16 protein-coding genes are annotated in these 18,798 nt (G+C 41.0%); 9 read left to right on the top strand and 7 right to left on the bottom strand.

Translation table 11 applies throughout. The features are described from left to right. Positions 1-63 precede the first annotated feature (63 nt). Entirely contained in the window at positions 64-1,398 is a 1,335-nt protein-coding gene (locus BCY91_RS05235; RefSeq protein ID WP_120180970.1) for a dihydroorotase, read from the bottom strand. A 130-nt stretch (positions 1,399-1,528) separates the two neighbouring features. On the opposite strand from BCY91_RS05235, the gene BCY91_RS05230 reads away from it, so the two are divergent. Beyond that, positions 1,529-3,790, top strand: a complete 2,262-nt coding sequence (locus tag BCY91_RS05230; protein ID WP_120180969.1) for a glycosyltransferase family 4 protein — start codon at positions 1,529-1,531, stop codon at positions 3,788-3,790. After that, positions 3,791-4,804, top strand: coding sequence for a glycosyltransferase family 4 protein (locus tag BCY91_RS05225; RefSeq protein ID WP_120180968.1), 1,014 nt, complete (start codon positions 3,791-3,793; stop codon positions 4,802-4,804). It begins immediately after the preceding gene. A 17-nt stretch (positions 4,805-4,821) separates the two neighbouring features. On the opposite strand, the gene BCY91_RS05220 is transcribed toward BCY91_RS05225, so the two are convergent. Beyond that, positions 4,822-6,291 (bottom strand): glycoside hydrolase family 130 protein, encoded by a 1,470-nt coding sequence (locus BCY91_RS05220; RefSeq protein ID WP_120180967.1) that lies wholly within the window; start codon positions 6,289-6,291, stop codon positions 4,822-4,824. Between the two features lie 213 nt (positions 6,292-6,504). Between BCY91_RS05220 and rpsF the strand changes: the two genes are divergently transcribed. The 4 genes from rpsF to mtgA all read left to right on the top strand — a co-directional run bounded on the left by rpsF (position 6,505) and on the right by mtgA (position 8,362). Next, on the top strand, positions 6,505-6,867 hold the full coding sequence (rpsF, locus tag BCY91_RS05215; RefSeq protein WP_120180966.1) for a 30S ribosomal protein S6: 363 nt from the start codon (positions 6,505-6,507) through the stop codon (positions 6,865-6,867). Then, positions 6,867-7,130 carry a 30S ribosomal protein S18 gene (gene rpsR, locus BCY91_RS05210; RefSeq protein WP_017257843.1) on the top strand — a complete coding sequence of 88 codons (264 nt, stop codon included), beginning with the start codon at positions 6,867-6,869 and terminating at the stop codon, positions 7,128-7,130. The genes rpsF and rpsR overlap by 1 nt, the downstream gene beginning before the upstream one ends. Positions 7,131-7,142: 12 nt before the next feature. Next, the gene (gene rplI / locus BCY91_RS05205; protein WP_120180965.1) at positions 7,143-7,586 is read left to right on the top strand and encodes a 50S ribosomal protein L9; all 444 of its coding nucleotides are present in this window, start codon (positions 7,143-7,145) and stop codon (positions 7,584-7,586) included. A gap of 68 nt (positions 7,587-7,654) precedes the next feature. Continuing rightward, positions 7,655-8,362, top strand: a complete 708-nt coding sequence (gene mtgA / locus BCY91_RS05200; RefSeq protein WP_120180964.1) for a monofunctional biosynthetic peptidoglycan transglycosylase — start codon at positions 7,655-7,657, stop codon at positions 8,360-8,362. A gap of 15 nt (positions 8,363-8,377) precedes the next feature. On the opposite strand, the gene BCY91_RS05195 is transcribed toward mtgA, so the two are convergent. After that, positions 8,378-8,848: an ABC transporter ATPase gene (locus BCY91_RS05195; protein ID WP_182995309.1), complete on the bottom strand. Its 471-nt coding sequence runs from the start codon at positions 8,846-8,848 to the stop codon at positions 8,378-8,380. An 83-nt stretch (positions 8,849-8,931) separates the two neighbouring features. Here BCY91_RS05195 and BCY91_RS05190 point away from each other — a divergent pair, with 83 nt between their 5' ends. Then, complete coding sequence (locus tag BCY91_RS05190; RefSeq protein ID WP_120180963.1) at positions 8,932-9,408, top strand: hypothetical protein; 477 nt, start codon at positions 8,932-8,934, stop codon at positions 9,406-9,408. Between the two features lie 23 nt (positions 9,409-9,431). On the opposite strand, the gene BCY91_RS05185 is transcribed toward BCY91_RS05190, so the two are convergent. Further along, a complete protein-coding gene (locus BCY91_RS05185; protein WP_245989007.1) occupies positions 9,432-10,067 on the bottom strand; it encodes an NAD(P)H-dependent oxidoreductase in 636 nt (211 codons plus the stop codon). 67 nt (positions 10,068-10,134) lie between these two features. Beyond that, on the bottom strand, positions 10,135-11,220 hold the full coding sequence (locus tag BCY91_RS05180) for a mechanosensitive ion channel family protein (protein WP_120180961.1): 1,086 nt from the start codon (positions 11,218-11,220) through the stop codon (positions 10,135-10,137). A 162-nt stretch (positions 11,221-11,382) separates the two neighbouring features. Here BCY91_RS05180 and BCY91_RS05175 point away from each other — a divergent pair, with 162 nt between their 5' ends. Further along, the gene (locus BCY91_RS05175) at positions 11,383-13,548 is read left to right on the top strand and encodes a bifunctional alpha,alpha-trehalose-phosphate synthase (UDP-forming)/trehalose-phosphatase (RefSeq protein WP_120180960.1); all 2,166 of its coding nucleotides are present in this window, start codon (positions 11,383-11,385) and stop codon (positions 13,546-13,548) included. Here BCY91_RS05175 and BCY91_RS05170 read toward each other — a convergent pair. Beyond that, positions 13,531-15,330, bottom strand: a complete 1,800-nt coding sequence (locus BCY91_RS05170) for a glycoside hydrolase family 15 protein (protein WP_120180959.1) — start codon at positions 15,328-15,330, stop codon at positions 13,531-13,533. The two genes, BCY91_RS05175 and BCY91_RS05170, sit on opposite strands and share 18 nt — an antisense overlap. An 81-nt stretch (positions 15,331-15,411) precedes the next feature. Continuing rightward, entirely contained in the window at positions 15,412-17,556 is a 2,145-nt protein-coding gene (locus BCY91_RS05165; protein WP_120180958.1) for a transglycosylase domain-containing protein, read from the bottom strand. Positions 17,557-17,676: 120 nt separating this feature from the next. On the opposite strand from BCY91_RS05165, the gene BCY91_RS05160 reads away from it, so the two are divergent. Continuing rightward, complete coding sequence (locus BCY91_RS05160) at positions 17,677-18,756, top strand: Mrp/NBP35 family ATP-binding protein (protein ID WP_120180957.1); 1,080 nt, start codon at positions 17,677-17,679, stop codon at positions 18,754-18,756. Positions 18,757-18,798: the final 42 nt, after the last annotated feature.

The following is an 18,798-nucleotide window of genomic DNA, read 5'->3' as shown; positions in this document are numbered from 1 at the left end:
TAAAAACAACCCAAAACTCCAATTCGGCGGTTACGGTTTAGTGCAAATCCAAAAACCGGATAATTATCTTTCAAAACTTAACCTTTGCCCTAAAACGCTTTCGTCAAAAACTCCTTTGTTGTAAGCCAAATGCCCACTTACAAAAGTATGCGTAATTTGAGAGTTGAAGGTTTGCCCTTCAAACGGCGACCAACCGCATTTAGACAGCACATTGTCTCGTTCAACTTTGTAAGAAGATTGTAAATCCACCAAAACCAAATCGGAAAAATAGCCTTCTCTAACAAAACCGCGATCTTTTATCTGAAAACAAGTGGCCAAACTATGCGATGTTTTCTCCACGATTTTCTCGAGGCTGATTTTTCCTTGATGATAAAGCTCAAAAAGGGCGTTAAACGCGTGCTGTACCAAAGGCCCGCCAGATGGCGCTTTGCTGTAAGGTTGCGATTTTTCTTCAATAGTGTGCGGTGCATGATCCGTAGCAATAACATCAATATGGTTATCCAAAACGGCAGTCAAAATCTGATCACGGTCTGCGGCCGTTTTAACCGCCGGGTTCCACTTTATCCAATTGCCTTTGGTTTGGTAATCTGCATCAGAAAACCATAAATGGTGAATACAGGCCTCGGCAGTGATACGCTTATCTTTTAAAGGCGTTTGGTTGTCAAATAAAAATGTTTCTTTACCGGTAGAAATATGCAAAATATGCAAACGCGTATTGTATTTTTTGGCCAGCCCTACCGCAAAAGACGAAGATAGGTAGCAAGCTTCTTCGCTTCGTATTAAAGGGTGCATTTCGGGCGTTAAGTTATCACCATATTTTTCTTTAAACACTTGCAAGTTATGTCTGATGGTGGCTTCATCCTCACAGTGCGTAGCTACCAACATTGGCGCATTTTTAAAAATACCTTCTAAAGTTTGCTCATTATCTACCAACATATTACCCGTGGATGAACCCATAAACACTTTAATACCACAAACGTTGGTAATATCGGTCTTCAAAACCTCCTCTAAGTTATCGTTAGAAGCGCCCATAAAAAACGAGTAGTTGGCTAAAGAACGCTTTGCGCCGATGGCATATTTTTGCGCCAACAATTCTTGCGTTAAAGTGTTGGGGACGGTGTTGGGCATTTCCATAAAGGACGTGATGCCGCCAGCAACCGCCGCCCTCGCTTCGGTATAAATCTCGGCCTTGTGGGTTAAGCCCGGTTCTCGGAAGTGCACTTGGTCATCAATAAAACCCGGCAAAAGATGCAAGCCTTCGGCGTTAATTTCCACCGCACCGTTTACAGACAGGTTTTGCCCTATTTTTTCTATCCGTTGTTCATTGATATACACGTCTGCTTGTTGTTGCAAACCCTCATTAACTATTGTTGCGTTTTTGATCAGATATTTTGCCATACAACAAAGTAACCAATAAGACTAAAAACAAACTAAAAAATGGCAGATTTTTTAAGATCAAAATATCGAATTGGCACAGCTTTTATAACAATGGGAGTACCATCACTACTTTTTTAAAATATTTACCATCATGAAAATTGCATATATCTCCACTTACATGCCACGCCCCTGCGGTTTAGCTACGTTTAACGCCAATTTAAAATCGGCTATAGCTAAAAACTTAAGCAATGGCGACAAAGACAGCTATGTGGTTGCCATTAACGATCACGACGATTTAGAACAATACGCGTACGGAAAAGAGGTCAAATACATCATTAGGCAACAGCACCAGAAAGATTATATCCAAGCTGCAAATTTCATTAATAACAGCCCTGCGGATGTTTGCATTATGCAGCACGAGTTTGGGATTTACGGCGGCGACAGCGGCGTTTATGTACTGCCTTTGTTAAACCGTTTAGAAAAACCGCTGATTTCTATTTTACACACTATATTAAAAGAACCAAGTTATCTGCAAAAACTCATTATCCAAGATATTGCGAAACAATCGTCAAAAATTGTGGTGATGGCCGAGAAAGCCGTACAATTTTTAGTAGATATTTACGGTATCCCGCAAGAGAAAATTGCGCTGATACACCATGGCGTGCCAGACTATGCAGATGATTTAGAAGAGATCATCAATAAACCTAAGCTATTGCCGGGCAAACGTTCTTTATTAACTTTTGGATTAATCTCAAGAAACAAAGGCTTAGAAACAGCAATAAAAGCCTTACCGGCCATTGTTGCCAAACACCCAGATGTGGTTTATACCATAATTGGGAAAACCCACCCGCACATTTTAAAAAACCAGGGCGAAGAATATCGCGATTATCTTAAAAAACTAGCGTCGGATTTAGGCGTTAGCCGCAATGTTAATTTCATTAACAGCTTTGTTTCTGAAGATGAGCTGGCCAAATATTTACGTGCGGCAGAAATTTACATCACGCCTTATTTAAATGAGGCGCAAATTACCAGTGGCACGCTTTCCTACGCAGTGGGCGCCGGGGCAGCAGTAGTTTCAACCCCTTATTGGCACGCGCAAGAGCTGCTTGCAGATAACCGCGGAAAACTGTTCCCTTTTAACGATCATGAGGCGCTTGCGCAGACTATCAATGATCTATTAAGTAATGATAATAAGCTGAGAACCATCCGCGATAACGCATATTCTTATGGCTTAAGTTTGCGTTACCCTAAAATTGGCGGTTTGTATAAATCTTTGGCAAAAGAGGCCATCGACAGTTATGAGCCTAAAGCGCCGGTAGAAAACTTTCATTTAAATACAGATTTACTGCCTACTTTCACGCTGGACTATGTGAAACGTTTAACAGATGATACTGGCATTGTGCAACATGCGCGCTACGGCATCCCTAATTTAAAAGAAGGTTATTGTATGGATGATAATAGCCGGGCGTTAATTATGGCGTTGATGGCTTACGATCAGTACAAATCTAAAGAGGCATTAGATTTACTGCCTATATACCTCAGCTTTATCCAATACATGCAGTGCGATAACGGCAATTTCAGGAACTTTTTAAGCTTTAAACGCGAGTATCTGGATGAGGTTGGCACCGATGACTCTTACGGGCGTACGCTTTGGGCTTTAGGCTTTATGATTTGCAATTCGCCAAACAACTCGTACAAAGAATTTGCACGCGAACTATTTTTCAACTCTCTGCAACATTTGGATAACCTGGAGCATTTACGCGGCTACGCAAATAGCATCATCGGTTTAGCACACTATTTAAACTCGTATCCGGATGAGAATTTACAATTCAAGATGATGATTTTGGCGGATAAACTAGTAGCCGCTTACGAAGCAAACCGAGCTACTAACTGGCACTGGTTTGAAGAGAAAATGACCTACGACAACGCCATTTTACCTTTAGCCTTATTAAAGGCTTATGAGGTAAGCAACAACTATATTTATAAAGAGGTGGGGATGCAAACCCTGAATTTCTTAGATGAACAAACGCTTAGCCACGGTTACTACAGCCCAATTGGCAATGATGGGTGGCTGTATAAAAATGGCACTAAAGCTATTTTTGACCAACAGGCTATTGAAACAATGGCGGCCGTGATGATGTACTTCCAAGCATTTGAAACCACGAAAGACACCCGCTTTATCCAAAAAATGTTTAAAAGCTACCTATGGTTCTTAGGCGAAAACACCTTGCGCATACCGCTGTATGACCATGAAACAAATGGCTGTTGCGATGGTTTAACGCCGCACGGCTTAAATAGGAACCAGGGCGCAGAAAGCACATTGGCTTATTTTATTTCGCACTTGACAGTTTTAAAAGCGCAGGAAAAGGAGTATTTGTTTAATGAGGCTGTCCGTTCTGAAAAATGTGATTAAATGAAGGTTGCAGTTTTATCTCCGGTGGCCTGGCGAACGCCACCGGTGCATTATGGACCTTGGGAGCAAATGGCCTCTAACCTGTGCGAAGAGCTTTTAAAACTAGGTGTGGACGTTACTTTATTTGCCAGCGCGGATTCCCTCACCGCCGGAAAGCTGGATGCCGTTGTTGAACAAGGCTACGAAACTAAAAAAGGACAAGATGCAAAAGTGCTGGAATGCCTGCATATCAGCAATTTGATGGAGAAAGCCGACGGATTTGACATTATCCATAATCATTTTGATTTTTTGCCGCTTACTTATTCCAAGCTCATCCGCACGCCCATGATCACCACTATTCATGGTTTTTCATCAGAACATATTGTGCCCGTTTATCAAAAATATAACAACAATACTTTCTACGTTTCCATCAGCAATGCCGACCGCCATCCTAAACTACACTATTTAGCCACTGTTTATAATGGCTTAAACCTTAGCAATTTCAGCATCAGCGAAAGCAAGGAAGATAATTTGCTTTTCTTTGGACGCATACATCCCGATAAGGGAACTGCTGAAGCGATAGCGATTGCTAAAAAAAGCAATCGGAAATTAATTATTGCCGGGATTGTGCAGGATGAAAATTATTTTAAAAAGGAGATAGAGCCACAACTGGATGACGACATTGTATTCATCGGCCATGCCGGGCCTGATAAAAGAAATGAGCTTATGGGAGCTTCTGCTGCGCTTTTACATCCGATAAACTTTGACGAACCTTTTGGCTTAAGCGTGGCAGAAGCAATGTTGTGTGGCACCCCGGTTATTGCGTTTAACCGTGGCAGTATGCCCGAGCTGATAGAAGACGGTGTTTCGGGTTTTTTGGTGGATGATGTTGATAGCGCGGTAAAAGCTGTAGAAAGACTTTCGGAGATAGATCATGTAGCAGTTGCAGAAACTGCGCGCGAGCGCTTTTCGGCAGAAACAATGGCTAAAAATTATTTGGCACTTTACTATAAAATACTGGAGAAGAGCTTTTAAAACCCTTCTCCATACATCTATTTTATCGGGTCGTTCAATAAACGCTCTATCAATGCCTCCACATTTACGGACATGAAAGAAGAAGAATAATCGGACAAACCGTAAGGGATAATTAGCTCTCCGTTAGCGATAATTGAACCGCAAGAATACACCACATTTGGCACATAACCTTCGCGCTCATCTTTATTGGCGATAAGCAAAGGCTCATTTAAACGCCCAATTTCTTTGCTGGGGTCGTTTAAATCCAATAAACTGGCGCCCAAACAATACCTCCGCATTGCGCCTACGCCATGCGTTACCACTAACCAGCCGTGTTCGGTTTCTATCGGCGAACCGCAATTGCCTATCTGTACAAATTCCCAAAAATACTTTGGTGCCTGAAGCTTTATAGGGTTTGTCCAGATGTTTACTTTATCTGAATACATGATGTAATTGTTCCAGCCATCTATACGCGACATCATCACGTATTTGCCATTTATTTTACGCGGAAAAAGCGCTAGGTTTTTGTTTTTAGCCCCTTGGCCATACATGGGCCTCACTTTAAAATCTGTAAAATTGGTAGTTTCTAACAGCTTTGGCATAATGGTATGCCCATCGTAGGCCGTGTAGGTTGCGTAATATTTGGTTGAACCATCATCATTAGTAAACTTCACAAAACGTGCATCTTCTATGCCTTTACGCTCGTATTCTGTAATCGGATAAATAATACGGTCAGAAATATCGGTGTCTAAAGAGAAAATAATCTCGTGGTACGAGTCGGCAAGCCAAAGCAGTTTTTCCAGCTCGGTGCCGGTTTTGTCTAGGGTTTCATCCAACAGCAATTTTTCTATGGTCAGTTTTAGGCTTTTGTAATCAAAACGCTCTTCCAAGTGGATGTTTGCAATTTCCAGGGTACGTTCAGATATTAACGCGTCTTCCACCTTCTCTAAAAACAAGGGCTTGTGGTAAACGTTGTTTTTTACAATCTCTGCCTCGTCTACGTAGCGCCCGGCTGGCAATACTTCAATGTCGTTATTGCGTTTTAGCAATGCCCGTCTGAACACTATAGAAGAAATATGTCCCTCACCTACCGCTCTAAAACTGATGATTAGCCTTCTTTCTCCTTCCTCCAAATCAGACTGATCTGGGTCTTCAATAATTGATGGATTAAAAAACGCCGCTGACTCTATGGAATATTCATGTGTAAAGTAAGCACCAATAAGCAAACGCCTAAAATGCGATACGCTTTGAACTTCATCGGCCACATCTGGCACTTCGCGTATCAGCTTTTCGGCATGGCGGTTTAAAATTTTAGTAATGTTACGGTGGCGTTTAGAAAACTCCTGTAAAATGGGGTTAATCAGGTTGTAAACCTCCAAATCGCTCATACTGGCAATATGTGCCAAAATTTCTCTGGCGCGTTCTTCGCCATTATAAAAGAAACGCGCAATAACCCTCTTGGCATCGGGCATAACCGTAACATTTTTTCTGGTGATTGGTATTCTCATAAAATGGATTGCTTATGTATAGGCTCTCAATTTATCAAAAACGGTGCAAGGAATATCTAAACTATTACCATATTTTATGAAAAATTACGCGTACATCTAATGCCTTTATGTTGTTGCCTAAATAATTTTTCCAAATTATTGTTTTTCAGGCCAGTAATCCATACTTTTGCAGTCCCGCAAAAAAGCGGAGTTTAAAAAACAATATTGTAAGTAATGAATCAATACGAAACCACTATCATTCTTACCCCGTTGTTATCAGAAGAAGCTGCAAAAGAGGTGATTGCAAAATTCACCAAAGTTCTTACTGATAACGGAGCCGAAATTGTTATGGAAGACAATTGGGGTTTGAAAAAACTAGCGTATCCGATCGAAAAAAAATCGACTGGCTACTATCACCTAACCGAATACAAATGCGCAGGTGAGGTTATCGGCAAATTTGAAATCGAATTAAAACGTGACGAGCGTGTAATGAGATTTTTAACAGTTAGTTTAGACAAGCACGCTATCGCTTACAACGAGAAAAAGCGTACCGGTGCTTTTAACAAGAAAAAAGACAAAGCGGAGGCTGCAAACTAATGGCACAAGACAAAATCCAGTATGTTACTGCTCCCAAGGTGGAGGACAACAGAAAAAAATATTGCCGTTTCAAAAAGAACGGTATCAAATACATTGATTACAAAGACGCCAACTTTTTGTTAAAGTTTATCAACGACCAAGGTAAAATTTTACCTCGCAGATTAACTGGCACTTCTTTGAAATATCAGCGTAAAGTAGCGCAGGCTGTTAAAAGAGCTCGCCACATAGGCATATTGCCATTTGTAACTGATGGTTTAAAATAAGGAGGGGCTGACATGGAAATCATTTTAAAACAAGACGTAAAAAAATTAGGCGAAAAAGACGATATCGTAAACGTAAAGCCTGGATTTGGTCGTAACTATTTAATCCCTACCGGACAGGCTATTTTAGCAACCGAGTCGGCAAAAAAAGTTTTAGCTGAAAACATTAAACAAGCTCAGTTTAAACAAGAGAAAATCAAAAAAGACGCAGAAGCTACTGCCGCTAAATTAGAAGGTGTTACCTTGAACATTGGCGCTAAAGCAGGCGAAAGCGGTAAAATATTTGGTGCAGTAAACACAATCCAAGTGGCTGATGCATTGAAAAAATTAGGCTTTGAGGTTGACAGAAGAAGAATTACTTTTGAATCTGACGTGAAATTTGTTGGCGAATATGTGGCCAACTTAAACTTGCACAAAGAGGTTAAAGTACAAGTTCCTTTTAATGTTGTAGCCGAGTAACTAAGCTTAACAGCAATTCATAAAATGCTTTCTGTTAATTCAGGAAGCATTTTTTATTTTCGCCCCATATGCCCAAATCAAAAAAACATAACACTTTAGGACAGCGCCTTGCCAAATGGATGCTTAAAATATTGCTTTATTTTTTGGGAATTACTTTAGGCTGGGTGTTGCTTTACAAGTTTATAAATCCGCCCATCACCTATTTAATGGTGCAGCGCGGTTTTGAGCGTAAAGCCGATGGCAAAAGCTTTAAAATAGATAAGCAGTGGCTAAGTTTCGACGAGCTATCTAACAACCTCAAAAAAGCAGCAATCGCCGGTGAAGATGCCAATTTTATGCAACACAACGGTTTTGATTTTGAAGCCATGCAAAAAGCTTTTAAGAAAAACCAAAAAAGCAAAAAGCTACGCGGTGGCAGCACTATTAGCCAACAGACGGCAAAAAATGTTTTTCTTTGGCCCGGACGCTCTTACATCCGCAAAGGTTTTGAGGCCTATTTTACTTTTTTGATAGAACTTTGTTGGAGCAAAAACCGCATTTTGGAGGTTTACCTGAACGTAATTGAAATGGGCGACGGTGTGTACGGTGCAGAAAAAGCCTGCCAAAAATATTATGGAAAATCTGCAAGCAGCCTTTCTAAAGCACAGGCCGCCCTGTTAATTGCTGTTTTGCCCAATCCCAGAAAATGGTCGCCGGCGAAACCTACCAATTATTTATCGCACCGCCAATATCTGATACTGCGCAACATGCGTAATTTGGGCAAAATAGAATTTTAAACCTGTAAAACGCGATTACAGTGCAAAAACATTATTGTGCCAACTTTTTGCAGCGGCCGTTTCCCAATTGCTCTGATAATCTTGATAAGTGCTCACCATATTGTTAAACACGATGGTCGATGCATTTACGACTCCCTGCTCTAGCAATTTCTCAAATCCGGCACGGTCGGTAGATTTTACGGTATCACCTTCGCGGTAAGCAATATTAAACCGATCTAAAAGGCTGATGTTGTATTTCTGCTCCAGCTCTTTCATTAAATGTACCGATTTATCAATGGAGCAACCGCTTGCGCCGGCCTGTGTTTCATCAACAACTAAAACAATAAAGCGTTTGTATTTTATCTCAAAAAAAGCCTTTAAAGCTTGGTTGTGGGCAGTCCAAGAAGTGGTAAACTGATTTAAAATTGCAGAAATTTCCTGCAGTACATCGTTATTAAGCTCTTGGTTGGCTTGGTATATCCATACCCTTGATTGTGGATTAATCATGCACAAAAATACGTTATATTTCAATTAGCCTAATTAATGCATCTTCATTTTGATGTTAAAAAGTGGATAAATTAATTTCAGCAATGCGCGGCTTTGAAATAATTTTAGCTATGGCTTTGTCGCTTTCCCCTAACTTGCTGATTGTTATAGGCTCCTTTCTTTTGCAAAATGCGGATGAGCTGAGTTTGTCTGCCGCTAAGCAAGAGGTGATAGCGCAATATAAAATGCACCAAGCCGAGCAAGAAGCAGGGGCAAAAAGCGCCAGTTTTGAAATTTCTGAAAATGGTTTTGTACGGTACCGCCGCATCAATAACGATAAAACCGAATATTACAGCGTAAAGCTAGATCAGCTGAAAGATTTGGAGTATTTAGGTGATGAAACCAAAGGCTGGCTGGTGCTAAAATTTCCGGAAGAAACGGTAATTTATCAGACGTATAACGATAAAAACGGAAATGTAGACGAGATGTTGGAGGAGATAAAAATCCCGATGAAAAACGTTGAGGTTAGCCAATTGAATAGGCTACAAAACGCAATAGAAAAACTCAAGCAAAGCTTTTAAGCTATTGCCCGAGTTGTTCTGTGTTAAATATGGATGAATAAATCGTCGTACGATTTTCTCACTTTAGCATAATGCTGATATTTATCGTCATCCGACCTAAAACCTACAGCAGCAATGGCAACCGCATGCAAATTACGCTCATCCAAACCTAAAATCCTGTTAAATTCTGTCGCATTAAAACCCTCCATTGGGCAGGCATCAATATTATAAAGCGCAGCGGTTTCTAACAAAATACCCAAACCAATATAGGCTTGTTTGCTGTTCCAAGCGTCTAGCTCCTCGGCTGACCTGGAATTGACGGTTGTTTTCAATAAATCTTCAAAGCCCTTTAAGCTTTCTACGCTGGTGTTTCTGGTGTTGGCTACGTTAGCAATAAACGCATCTACATGTTTAGCTGCATATTGTTTTTCAATGGCAAACACAAAAATATGCGAGGCATCTTCTAACTGCGTCTGATTAAAAGCGGCAGTTCTTAACTGCTGTTTCACCTCTTTATTTTGCACTACCACCACTTGGTACGGCTGCAAACCAAATGAGCTTGGCGCCAACTGAACTGCGTTTTTTAAAATGTTTAACTGCGATTCTGACAGTTGTTTATCAGCGTCGAACGATTTTGTTGCGTAACGCCATTTTAGTGATTCTATAACTTGTTCCATCATTTTAAATGTTTAAACACAAAAATAAATGTTTAAACATCTAAAATAGAAGATCCCTTCAATATTGACGCTATGATGATGGTAGCTGTTTGATAGGTTCTAAGCTCGCCCTTACTTTAGGTAAAGATTCAGGATAATTTTTTTGGATAAAATGGATTAGATTTTCGCGCACAAAACAGCGCAAATCAAACGCTTGGCCCGAGTTGGCCGCACTTACAAGGCATCTTATTTCTACCACATTTTCTTTGGCATCTGTAAGTTGTACCACTTTTACTTTTTTATCCCATAGGGGATGGCCGCTTACCAAGCGGTCAAACTCGGCACGCAAAGCATCTAAAGGCAAACTGTAATCTGCGTAAATAAACACCGTCCCTAATATCTCTGCGCTGGTACGTGTCCAGTTTTGAAAAGGCTTTTCTATAAAATAATTAATGGGCAAAATTAACCGGCGCTGATCCCAGATATTTACCACAACGTAGGTGAGGGTAATTTCTTCTACCCTGCCCCATTCTCCTTCTACCACCAAAACGTCGTCTATACGGATGGGTTGGGTAAACGCAATCTGAAGTCCGGCCAAGAAATTAGATAAAGAACGTTGCGCTGCAAACCCGATGATGATACCGCCTACGCCCACACCGGTTAACAACCCTGCGCCAAGTTTTCGCATACCCTCAAAGCTAAACAACACCGCAGCCACGGTTAATGTAAGCACTACCGCAACCAAAATTTTCCGGATAAACTGCAATTGGGTGCGCACTTTCCGCTCGCGCAGGTTATCGGCTTTTTTTAAATCATAAGAGGAAAAAACAAAGTCTTGGAAAACGTCGATTAAATTTACCAATATGTAGGCAAAAGCTACAATCAGTCCAATTTCTAAAAGCTTAAAATAAACTGCCAGCATTCTTGGCGGCAAAACCATCAATGTTTTGGTGATGTTTAAGAAAACCAGAGGCAAAAAAACATTCAGTGGACGGCCCAGGTGCAACACTGACGATCTTAAGAAAGAGAAGGTGCTGCGGCTTTTATAATATCGCGTTAGCGCCATTAAAATATACTTTAAAACCAAGCCCGCCAGTATTGCTACTACAATAATGATGATGTCAAACAGCCAGTTAGGAATTCCCCAAAAATCGTTTTCTGAAACAAGTTTAATCATAGCACAAATATTAAATTATCATTTAAACAAAAAACACGCCAGTAAAAAATTATTTTTGTTAAAAACACGCCAGTTTTTTAACATTTTTTCACTTTTTTAACACTTTCATAGGCTTTTGGTTGGGTTATTGTTAGGTTATAGTACACTACTAAAAAAGCATATATGAGCAAAACAATTATCGTATCTAACCGGCTACCCGTTAAAATAAGCAGAGAAGATGGCAGTTATGAGCTGAAAATGAGCGAAGGAGGATTGGCTACCGGGTTAGGTTCGGTTTATAAACAAGGCAACAACTTATGGATAGGCTGGTGCGGAATGGATGTGCCTAAAGAAGACGAAAGTATTATAAAAGACCGCTTATCAAAAGAAAATCTAGCTCCTGTTTTTTTAAGCGAAGAAGAAATCCACCTTTATTACGAAGGCTTTTCTAACGAAACGCTTTGGCCTATTTTCCACTACATGTCTACCTACGCCCAGTACGAGCAGAGCTATTGGGATAGTTACCAGTCTGTTAATCAGAAATTTAAAGAAAGGGTTTTGGCTTTTGCCGAGCCAAACGATGTGATTTGGATACACGATTACCAACTTTTATTGTTGCCGGGATTGGTTAGGCAAGAACTTCCGGATGCCACCATAGGTTTTTTCCAGCATATCCCCTTCCCTTCGTACGAACTTTTTCGCCTAATACCTTGGCGCAAAAACTTGCTGGACGGAATGTTAGGGTCGGATTTAATTGGCTTCCATACTTTTGATGACGTGCGCCACTTTACCAGTGCGGCCGAACGGCTTTTACCGGTACAAACTACCGCTAACGTTATCCATACGGACGACCGTAACATTACCGTAGATGCCTTTCCGATGGGGATTGATGCGGACAAATTCAACAGCCTGCCATCCAGCCCTGAAGTTTTAGAAATTATAAAAAACTACGATGACGCGCTTGGATGCAAAAAAATAGTGCTTTCTATTGACCGTTTAGATTACAGCAAAGGCATTACACAAAGGCTACAAGCTTTTGAGAAAGTATTGCTGGACCATCCAAAATATATAGAGCAGATATGCCTTCACATGATTGTAGTGCCATCCCGCGACACCATCCCTCAGTACGCCGAACTGCGGGACCAGATAGATAAATTGGTGGGCAACATTAACGCCCGCTTCCGCACGGCAAGCTGGCACCCTATCCATTACTTTTACCGGTCCTTCCCAATTGAGCAACTTTCTGCCTTGTACAGCAAATCTGAAATATGCTTGGTAACGCCTATGCGGGATGGTATGAACCTGGTGAGCAAAGAATATATTGCCAGCCGTACAAATAATGATGGTGTATTGATTTTAAGTGAGATGGCAGGCGCATCCAAAGAACTTACAGACGCCCTAATTGTAAACCCAAACAATTTAGGCGAACTTAGCGATGCTATTGTGGAGGCTTTAGAGATGCCCGCCTCCGAACAAACAAGCCGTATGGAGAGCTTAAAACAAACGGTTACAAAATTTGATATTAAACACTGGGTAAAAATATTTATGGACCAACTGAAAGAAGTAAAAGAGACAGAACAATCAAGACGGGCTAGGCATGTGAACAAAGATTTATTGGCTTCTTTTGGTGCTAAAATGAGCGCCGCCAAAAAGCGTGCTTTATTTTTGGATTACGATGGCACTTTGGTAAACTTTAAAGCTAACATTAACGATGCTTCGCCAGATCAAGAACTTTACCAACTAATCACCAAATTAAGTAATGACGACCGCAACCAAGTGGTGATTATAAGCGGCAGAAAGCACGATAATTTAGAACAATGGTTTGGTCACATGCCGGTGGATTTAATTGCAGAACATGGCGCTTGGCGCAAAGTTGATGGCCAGCAATGGACAGAAACACCCAACCTTTCTGATAAATGGAAAAGCACTGTGAGGCCGATGTTAGAAAGCTACTCGGACCGTACGCCCGGCAGTTTTATTGAAGAGAAAAAGTACTCTTTGGCTTGGCATTACCGTAAAGTAGAAAAAGGTTTGGGAGAGTTGCGCGCAAATGAACTAATTAGCAATATGCGCTATTTTACCCGCGAAATTAATTTGCAGCTGTTGCCCGGCAACAAGGTGGTAGAAATTAAAAATGCAGAAATAAACAAAGGCAAAGCCACCTTAGAATATCTTTACAACAAAGAATTTGATTTTATTTTAGCCATGGGCGATGACCATACAGATGAAGATATTTTTGCGGCAATAAACGACATTGCAATAACGATAAAAATAGGAAGCAGCATTTCTGAGGCAAATTACTACCTCAAAAATGTTGCTGAAGCCCGTAACCTACTCCAAAGCCTTTGAGGGTAGGTACAAGGGTTTATTCAATTTATTGGAAATTCTGTAAGCGGCATTCATTAACCCAACATGGCTGTACGCTTGCGGAAAATTCCCCCACATACTGCCATCGGTTTCGTCCACATCTTCGCTAAATAAGCGTAAATGGTTGGCGTAAGGCATCAATTTTTCAAACTCCCTTACTGCATCTTTAATGCGGCCAACGCAGGCCAAGGCTTCTACATACCAAAAAGCGCAAATTAAAAAGGTACTCTCGGGCTTGCCAAAGTCATCTTCGTGCAGGTACCTGTAAAACAATCCTCCGGGCGTTTTTAGTTCTTTTTCTAGAGCTGCCAAATGGTCCTTTGCTTTTTGGGAATCTGGGTCTAGATAGTTCATCATAATCAGCTGCAAGGTGCTGGCATCCAGATACGGGCTTCCTACGGCGTGCGTATATACTTTCCTCACCGGATCATAACAAGCTTCTATATGGTCTGCGGCGCGTTGCATCAGTCGCTTGGCTTTTTCTTCCAGCTCTTTATCATCAATAGTTTGCGCTATCTTAAAAGCGGCATTACATCCCGCCCACTGAAATAAATTGCTATAACAATGCATGTAGGCGCTGTTTCTAAACTCCCAAATTCCGGCATCGCGCTCGTCTATAGTATGTTCAATCCGCTTTAAGGCCATTTGTACCAAATGCGCCGAATCTTTCCGCTCGCTAAAAACAAAGCGATGGTCGGTATAAAGCGGCAACAAAGAAATTAAAGCCTGCCCATAAATATCATTCTGGATATGCTCATAAGCTTGGTTGCCTATGCGCACCGGCCCATTGCCCAAATAACCTTTTAAATTATCGGCAATTTTTTCTGTTAAATCTTTTTGGCGCGATATACTGTACAGGGGCTGGTAGCGCAAACCTTCTTCAAAAGAAATATCGGTGATGTAGTCGAAATACCGTTCGGTTTCTTCAAAGTGCCCTATGTGGTGCAAAGCGGTAATTACATAATAAGTATCGCGCAACCAACAATAGCGGTAATCCCAATTACGCCCACTGCCGGGAAATTCGGGTAAACTGGTGGTGCTTGCCGCGATAATGGCTCCGGTATCTTCGTATTGATGTATTTTTAGGGCTAAAGCAGAGCGGATGACATAATCTTGGTTAAACTCTCCGATGGATGAGCGTTTAACCCATGTTCGCCAATACTGGGTAGTTTCGTTCAAAAACCTTTCGGCTGTAACTTGTGCCCCTGCCTCCAAAGGTTCGCCAAAGGTTAAAATCGCATATTTGGTATCTTTTAAAATAAAGTACTGATCTTCTACAATGTAAGATATGGTAGCATCGGTAGTTAAACGCATGTTTTCGCCACATCCCTCAAAGTTTACGTGGTTACTTCCTCTAATGGCTTTCAGCTTAGTTTTGCCGTAATTATAAACCGGCTTACAAACTATTTTGATGTGTGGGTTGCCGTCTATCAATTCAATTTTACGCACCAGCATCAAGGGTTTAAAATACCTGTCGTATTGATGAAAACGTGGTGCAAAATCTGTTACGCGATAGGTGCCTGTTTCTGTTGTTACTTCGGTACAAAGGATGTTGGTATTTTCCAGATAATACTGATGCGATGTGAACGCGCCCGAAGGCTTAATAGAAAATTCGCCACCTTCTTCATCGTCTAGCATTGATCCAAACACAAAAGAACTATCAAAACGCGGCCAACACATCCACTTTACGTCGGTGTTTTTGTGAATGTGCGCTAAAAAAGAACAGTTGCCTACCAGGCCAGTATCATAAGTGTGTCTTGCCATAAAAATTGTTTTTTAGTTAACCTTACAAGCATTATACCTAAGGCTAATAATTTAGCAAAAATTTATGGAATTTGGGGATGACTAACGGCTGCGCCTTTGCTCACGCCTTTCTTGCCTTAGCTCCTTTGGCGTTTTTTGTACGCTGTCTTTGGCTTTATCATCTGGCTCAAACAAGCGTTTCAAAAATGTTTCCTTCTTTTCAATAGAATCTTGAGGCTGGCGCTTTTTAAAGATACTGAGGTTGAAAAAACCGCTTTCATTATCTTCATCATCCAGTAAACTATCCGGCACAAAATCATCTGGGGCAATTTGCCTGCGCAAACTTTCTTTTAAGCGTACGTTCCAAAATCCATAGTTGCTACTATCCCGTTCTATGTATCCGCTTATAGCCATCAGTTTACCTAAAGAATTAAAATAGCCGGTTAAATATGGCTTTAACGAACCATCTGGCTGCCATTTATACAAAGACGCTTTAGGTTTAGGCACAATACTAGCCAAATAAATGGCTTCGCCAATGCTCAGTTCTGCCGGCGACTTCCCAAAATAATAATGCGCAGCTTCACCAATACCGTAAACATTGTTGCCCCATTCTATAATGTTCAAATAAACCTCGTACATGCGGGCTTTGCTAACCAAATGTTCGTTCTCGATAAGCCAAACGATCAAAATTTCTTCAAACTTGCGCGATAAGGTTTTCTTGCGGTTTAAAAACACGTTTTTCACCAATTGCATTGATATGGTGCTGGCACCGCGTTTAAACGATTTTGCTTTGAAATTTGTAGCGATGGATTTACGTATGGCCTCTTCTTCAAAACCTTTATGGCTGTAAAAAGTTGGATCCTCCGAACTGATTAGCGCGTTGCGCATATAGGGCGAAATAGACTGCAAAGGCGTGTAATTTGGATTACTTGGCCCCACCATAATATCGCGCACGGGCTTTCCTTTTTCGTAGGGCGTATATACAAAAGGCGAATTTATTTTTTGGAAGTTTACCTTGCCAAAGCGCAAAATCCTGAAGTCATCGCTTCCGGTTAAACCGGATGAAAACACCACGCCATCGGGTTTTGCGGTATCCAAATAAAAATCCAACGCGTAATTCAGTTTGCCCTGGACTTTAATACCCTCAACAGACTCAAACAATCCAACCGGAAAAGCATCAAAAACATCTTGGGCCACCTGGTCATAAGCACGCACTTTAAGTTCGACGATTTTCTTCTTGGTAAACGTTAGTTTTAGATAAGGATTTATCTGCGCCTTCCCTAAATTAACTACCGAACTGCTATCTAAAGCCACATAATTACTGCCCACCAACAAACTGGCATCAATAGACCCAGATTTTACAATCACATCATTTGGCGCAATTTTAGGATGGTTTAATACCAAATTGCGCACGTACCAAGTACCGTCAATCTCAAATTCATCGCCTACTCTTTTAGCGCTGCGCATAATAGTACGCACCGTATCGAAACTAATTTTTAAGCCATATTTTTTATCCAGATACGGAACTTTCACCTGTTGTTTATCTGCAAAAAGCTTTAAATCCAATTGTTGATGAGATGGATTTGCCGTGCCCACCACATGCCAAACGGCTTCTTTGTTGTTTAGCTTGATCACAGAGTTTACTTCGCCATCTTTAATGGTGGCTTTATCTGCTTTTAATCCAAAATGCGTGGTATCTTGGTCAAACGTGAGCTCAAAATTACTTACGTCCATATCGTCCGGTATCTTATCCAAAGCTTTGTTCAACAACTTGTTAGCCAGCTCGGATAAGTCGCTCTGCTTCTCTGTTTTTACCGAATCTTTGGCGTTCTTTTTAAATAAAAAATCATAGTTACTGATGCTGTCTTTCTTCACTAAAGAAATAAGGGCATTGTGCGTGGCAAGTTCAGATATCCTCACGTGGCCAAATAATAAAGGAAAAATCTTGACCCCAACTTTCAAATCTTTCACCTGGGCAAAGCGCGCACGGTTTTCGGGCGTAACGGCTATATCTTCAAAATAAACTGTGGTGAGCCCAACAAAGCCGTACTTGCCAATGTTAACATTAAGGTTGTACTTGCTTTTGGCTTGGGCAAGGCCTTTTGCAACCGCCTTTTTCAGTAAAGCTTCGCGTTTGTTGTATGCAATAAAGCCTGCCGTTAAAAACAGTATAATTAAAACGGCTACGCTGATAAGTATGGGTTTTTGGTATCTTCTAAAAAAAGGCTTTTGGTATGCTTGTTTCATTTGTTGGCGTGCGAAAAACTTTCCAAAGATAATTTTTACGTTTCTCGGTTTTGTGTCAAAAACAACGCCGAATCGGGCTAATCATTGTAAGTTTCGTAAATTCGGCATAAATTAAATAAAATGTCCATTACCAAAGAAAATATATTAGCCGCGCTTAAAAACGTGGAAGATCCGGATCTGAAAAAAGACCTTGTTACTTTAGGGATGATTGAAGATTTGGTAATTGAGGGGAATAATGTGAGTTTTTCTGTTGTATTAACCACACCGGCCTGCCCGTTAAAAGAAATGCTAGAGAACGCCTGCCGTAACGCAATTAAACATTTCGTTAGTCAGGATGCCATTATCAACATCAAAATGACCAGCCGGGTTACTGCTCCGCCACAGCAGCTAAGCGGTAATATTAAAAATATTATCGTTGTAGCTTCTGGCAAGGGTGGCGTTGGTAAATCAACAGTTGCGTCAAACTTAGCTTTAGCTTTAAAATTAAACGGTGCAAAAGTAGGTTTAATAGATGCAGATATTTATGGCCCATCTGTGCCTATCATGTTTAATTTACAGGGCGCAAAACCTCGTGCATCTGAAGTAAACGGCAAAACCCGTATTGAGCCTATTGAGCAATACGGCATCAAATTGCTTTCTTTAGGCTTTTTTACCGACCCTAACCAGCCCGTGCCTTGGCGTGGACCAATGGCCTCAAACGCAGTTAAGCAACTATTTAACGATGCAGATTGGGGCGAATTGGATTATTTAGTGGTTGATTTGCCTCCCGGCACCGGCGATATCCATATCACTATTGCGCAAAGTTTTCCTATTTCTGGTGCCGTGATTGTTACAACGCCACAGCAGGTAGCTTTAGCCGACGCAAAAAAAGGGATAGGCATGTTCCGTATGGACGCCATTAATATCCCCATTTTGGGCGTGGTAGAAAACATGTCGTACTTTACGCCAGAAGAATTGCCAAACAACAAATATTATATTTTTGGAAAAAGCGGCGGACAAGAATTGGCAGAAATGTATAATGCACCATTTTTAGGCGAGCTGCCTCTGGTGCAAAATGTAAGCCAAGCCGGTGATAACGGAACGCCGGTGGTTTTGCAAACCGAGCATCCAATTGCGCTGGCTTTTATTGATTTGGCACAGCGTGTAGCGCAGCAAGTTGCTATCCAAAACAGCCAAGCAAAAAATGCTGCTACGGTTTAGGTTTACAAATAAATCTTTATTTTTATATAAAATATTATAACG

Origin of the sequence: Pelobium manganitolerans, from assembly GCF_003609575.1 — a bacterium.
Taxonomy (GTDB): domain Bacteria; phylum Bacteroidota; class Bacteroidia; order Sphingobacteriales; family Sphingobacteriaceae; genus Pseudopedobacter; species Pseudopedobacter manganitolerans.
The sequence above is the reverse complement of the archived record's forward strand: the minus strand, read 5'-3'. Positions and strand labels throughout refer to the sequence as shown.

Excerpts from the sequence above, each read along its gene's own strand:
- mtgA (WP_120180964.1), top strand. The coding sequence starts at position 7,655 with ATGCCCAAATCAAAAAAACATAACACTTTAGGACAGCGCCTTGCCAAA.
- BCY91_RS05160 (WP_120180957.1), top strand. The coding sequence starts at position 17,677 with ATGTCCATTACCAAAGAAAATATATTAGCCGCGCTTAAAAACGTGGAA.
- BCY91_RS05170 (WP_120180959.1), bottom strand. The coding sequence starts at position 15,330 with ATGGCAAGACACACTTATGATACTGGCCTGGTAGGCAACTGTTCTTTT.
- rpsF (WP_120180966.1), top strand. The coding sequence starts at position 6,505 with ATGAATCAATACGAAACCACTATCATTCTTACCCCGTTGTTATCAGAA.
- BCY91_RS05165 (WP_120180958.1), bottom strand. The coding sequence starts at position 17,556 with ATGAAACAAGCATACCAAAAGCCTTTTTTTAGAAGATACCAAAAACCC.
- BCY91_RS05195 (WP_182995309.1), bottom strand. The coding sequence starts at position 8,848 with ATGATTAATCCACAATCAAGGGTATGGATATACCAAGCCAACCAAGAG.
- rpsR (WP_017257843.1), top strand. The coding sequence starts at position 6,867 with ATGGCACAAGACAAAATCCAGTATGTTACTGCTCCCAAGGTGGAGGAC.
- BCY91_RS05230 (WP_120180969.1), top strand. The coding sequence starts at position 1,529 with ATGAAAATTGCATATATCTCCACTTACATGCCACGCCCCTGCGGTTTA.
- BCY91_RS05220 (WP_120180967.1), bottom strand. The coding sequence starts at position 6,291 with ATGAGAATACCAATCACCAGAAAAAATGTTACGGTTATGCCCGATGCC.
- BCY91_RS05225 (WP_120180968.1), top strand. The coding sequence starts at position 3,791 with ATGAAGGTTGCAGTTTTATCTCCGGTGGCCTGGCGAACGCCACCGGTG.
- rplI (WP_120180965.1), top strand. The coding sequence starts at position 7,143 with ATGGAAATCATTTTAAAACAAGACGTAAAAAAATTAGGCGAAAAAGAC.
- BCY91_RS05190 (WP_120180963.1), top strand. The coding sequence starts at position 8,932 with ATGCGCGGCTTTGAAATAATTTTAGCTATGGCTTTGTCGCTTTCCCCT.
- BCY91_RS05180 (WP_120180961.1), bottom strand. The coding sequence starts at position 11,220 with ATGATTAAACTTGTTTCAGAAAACGATTTTTGGGGAATTCCTAACTGG.
- BCY91_RS05235 (WP_120180970.1), bottom strand. The coding sequence starts at position 1,398 with ATGGCAAAATATCTGATCAAAAACGCAACAATAGTTAATGAGGGTTTG.
- BCY91_RS05175 (WP_120180960.1), top strand. The coding sequence starts at position 11,383 with ATGAGCAAAACAATTATCGTATCTAACCGGCTACCCGTTAAAATAAGC.
- BCY91_RS05185 (WP_245989007.1), bottom strand. The coding sequence starts at position 10,067 with ATGATGGAACAAGTTATAGAATCACTAAAATGGCGTTACGCAACAAAA.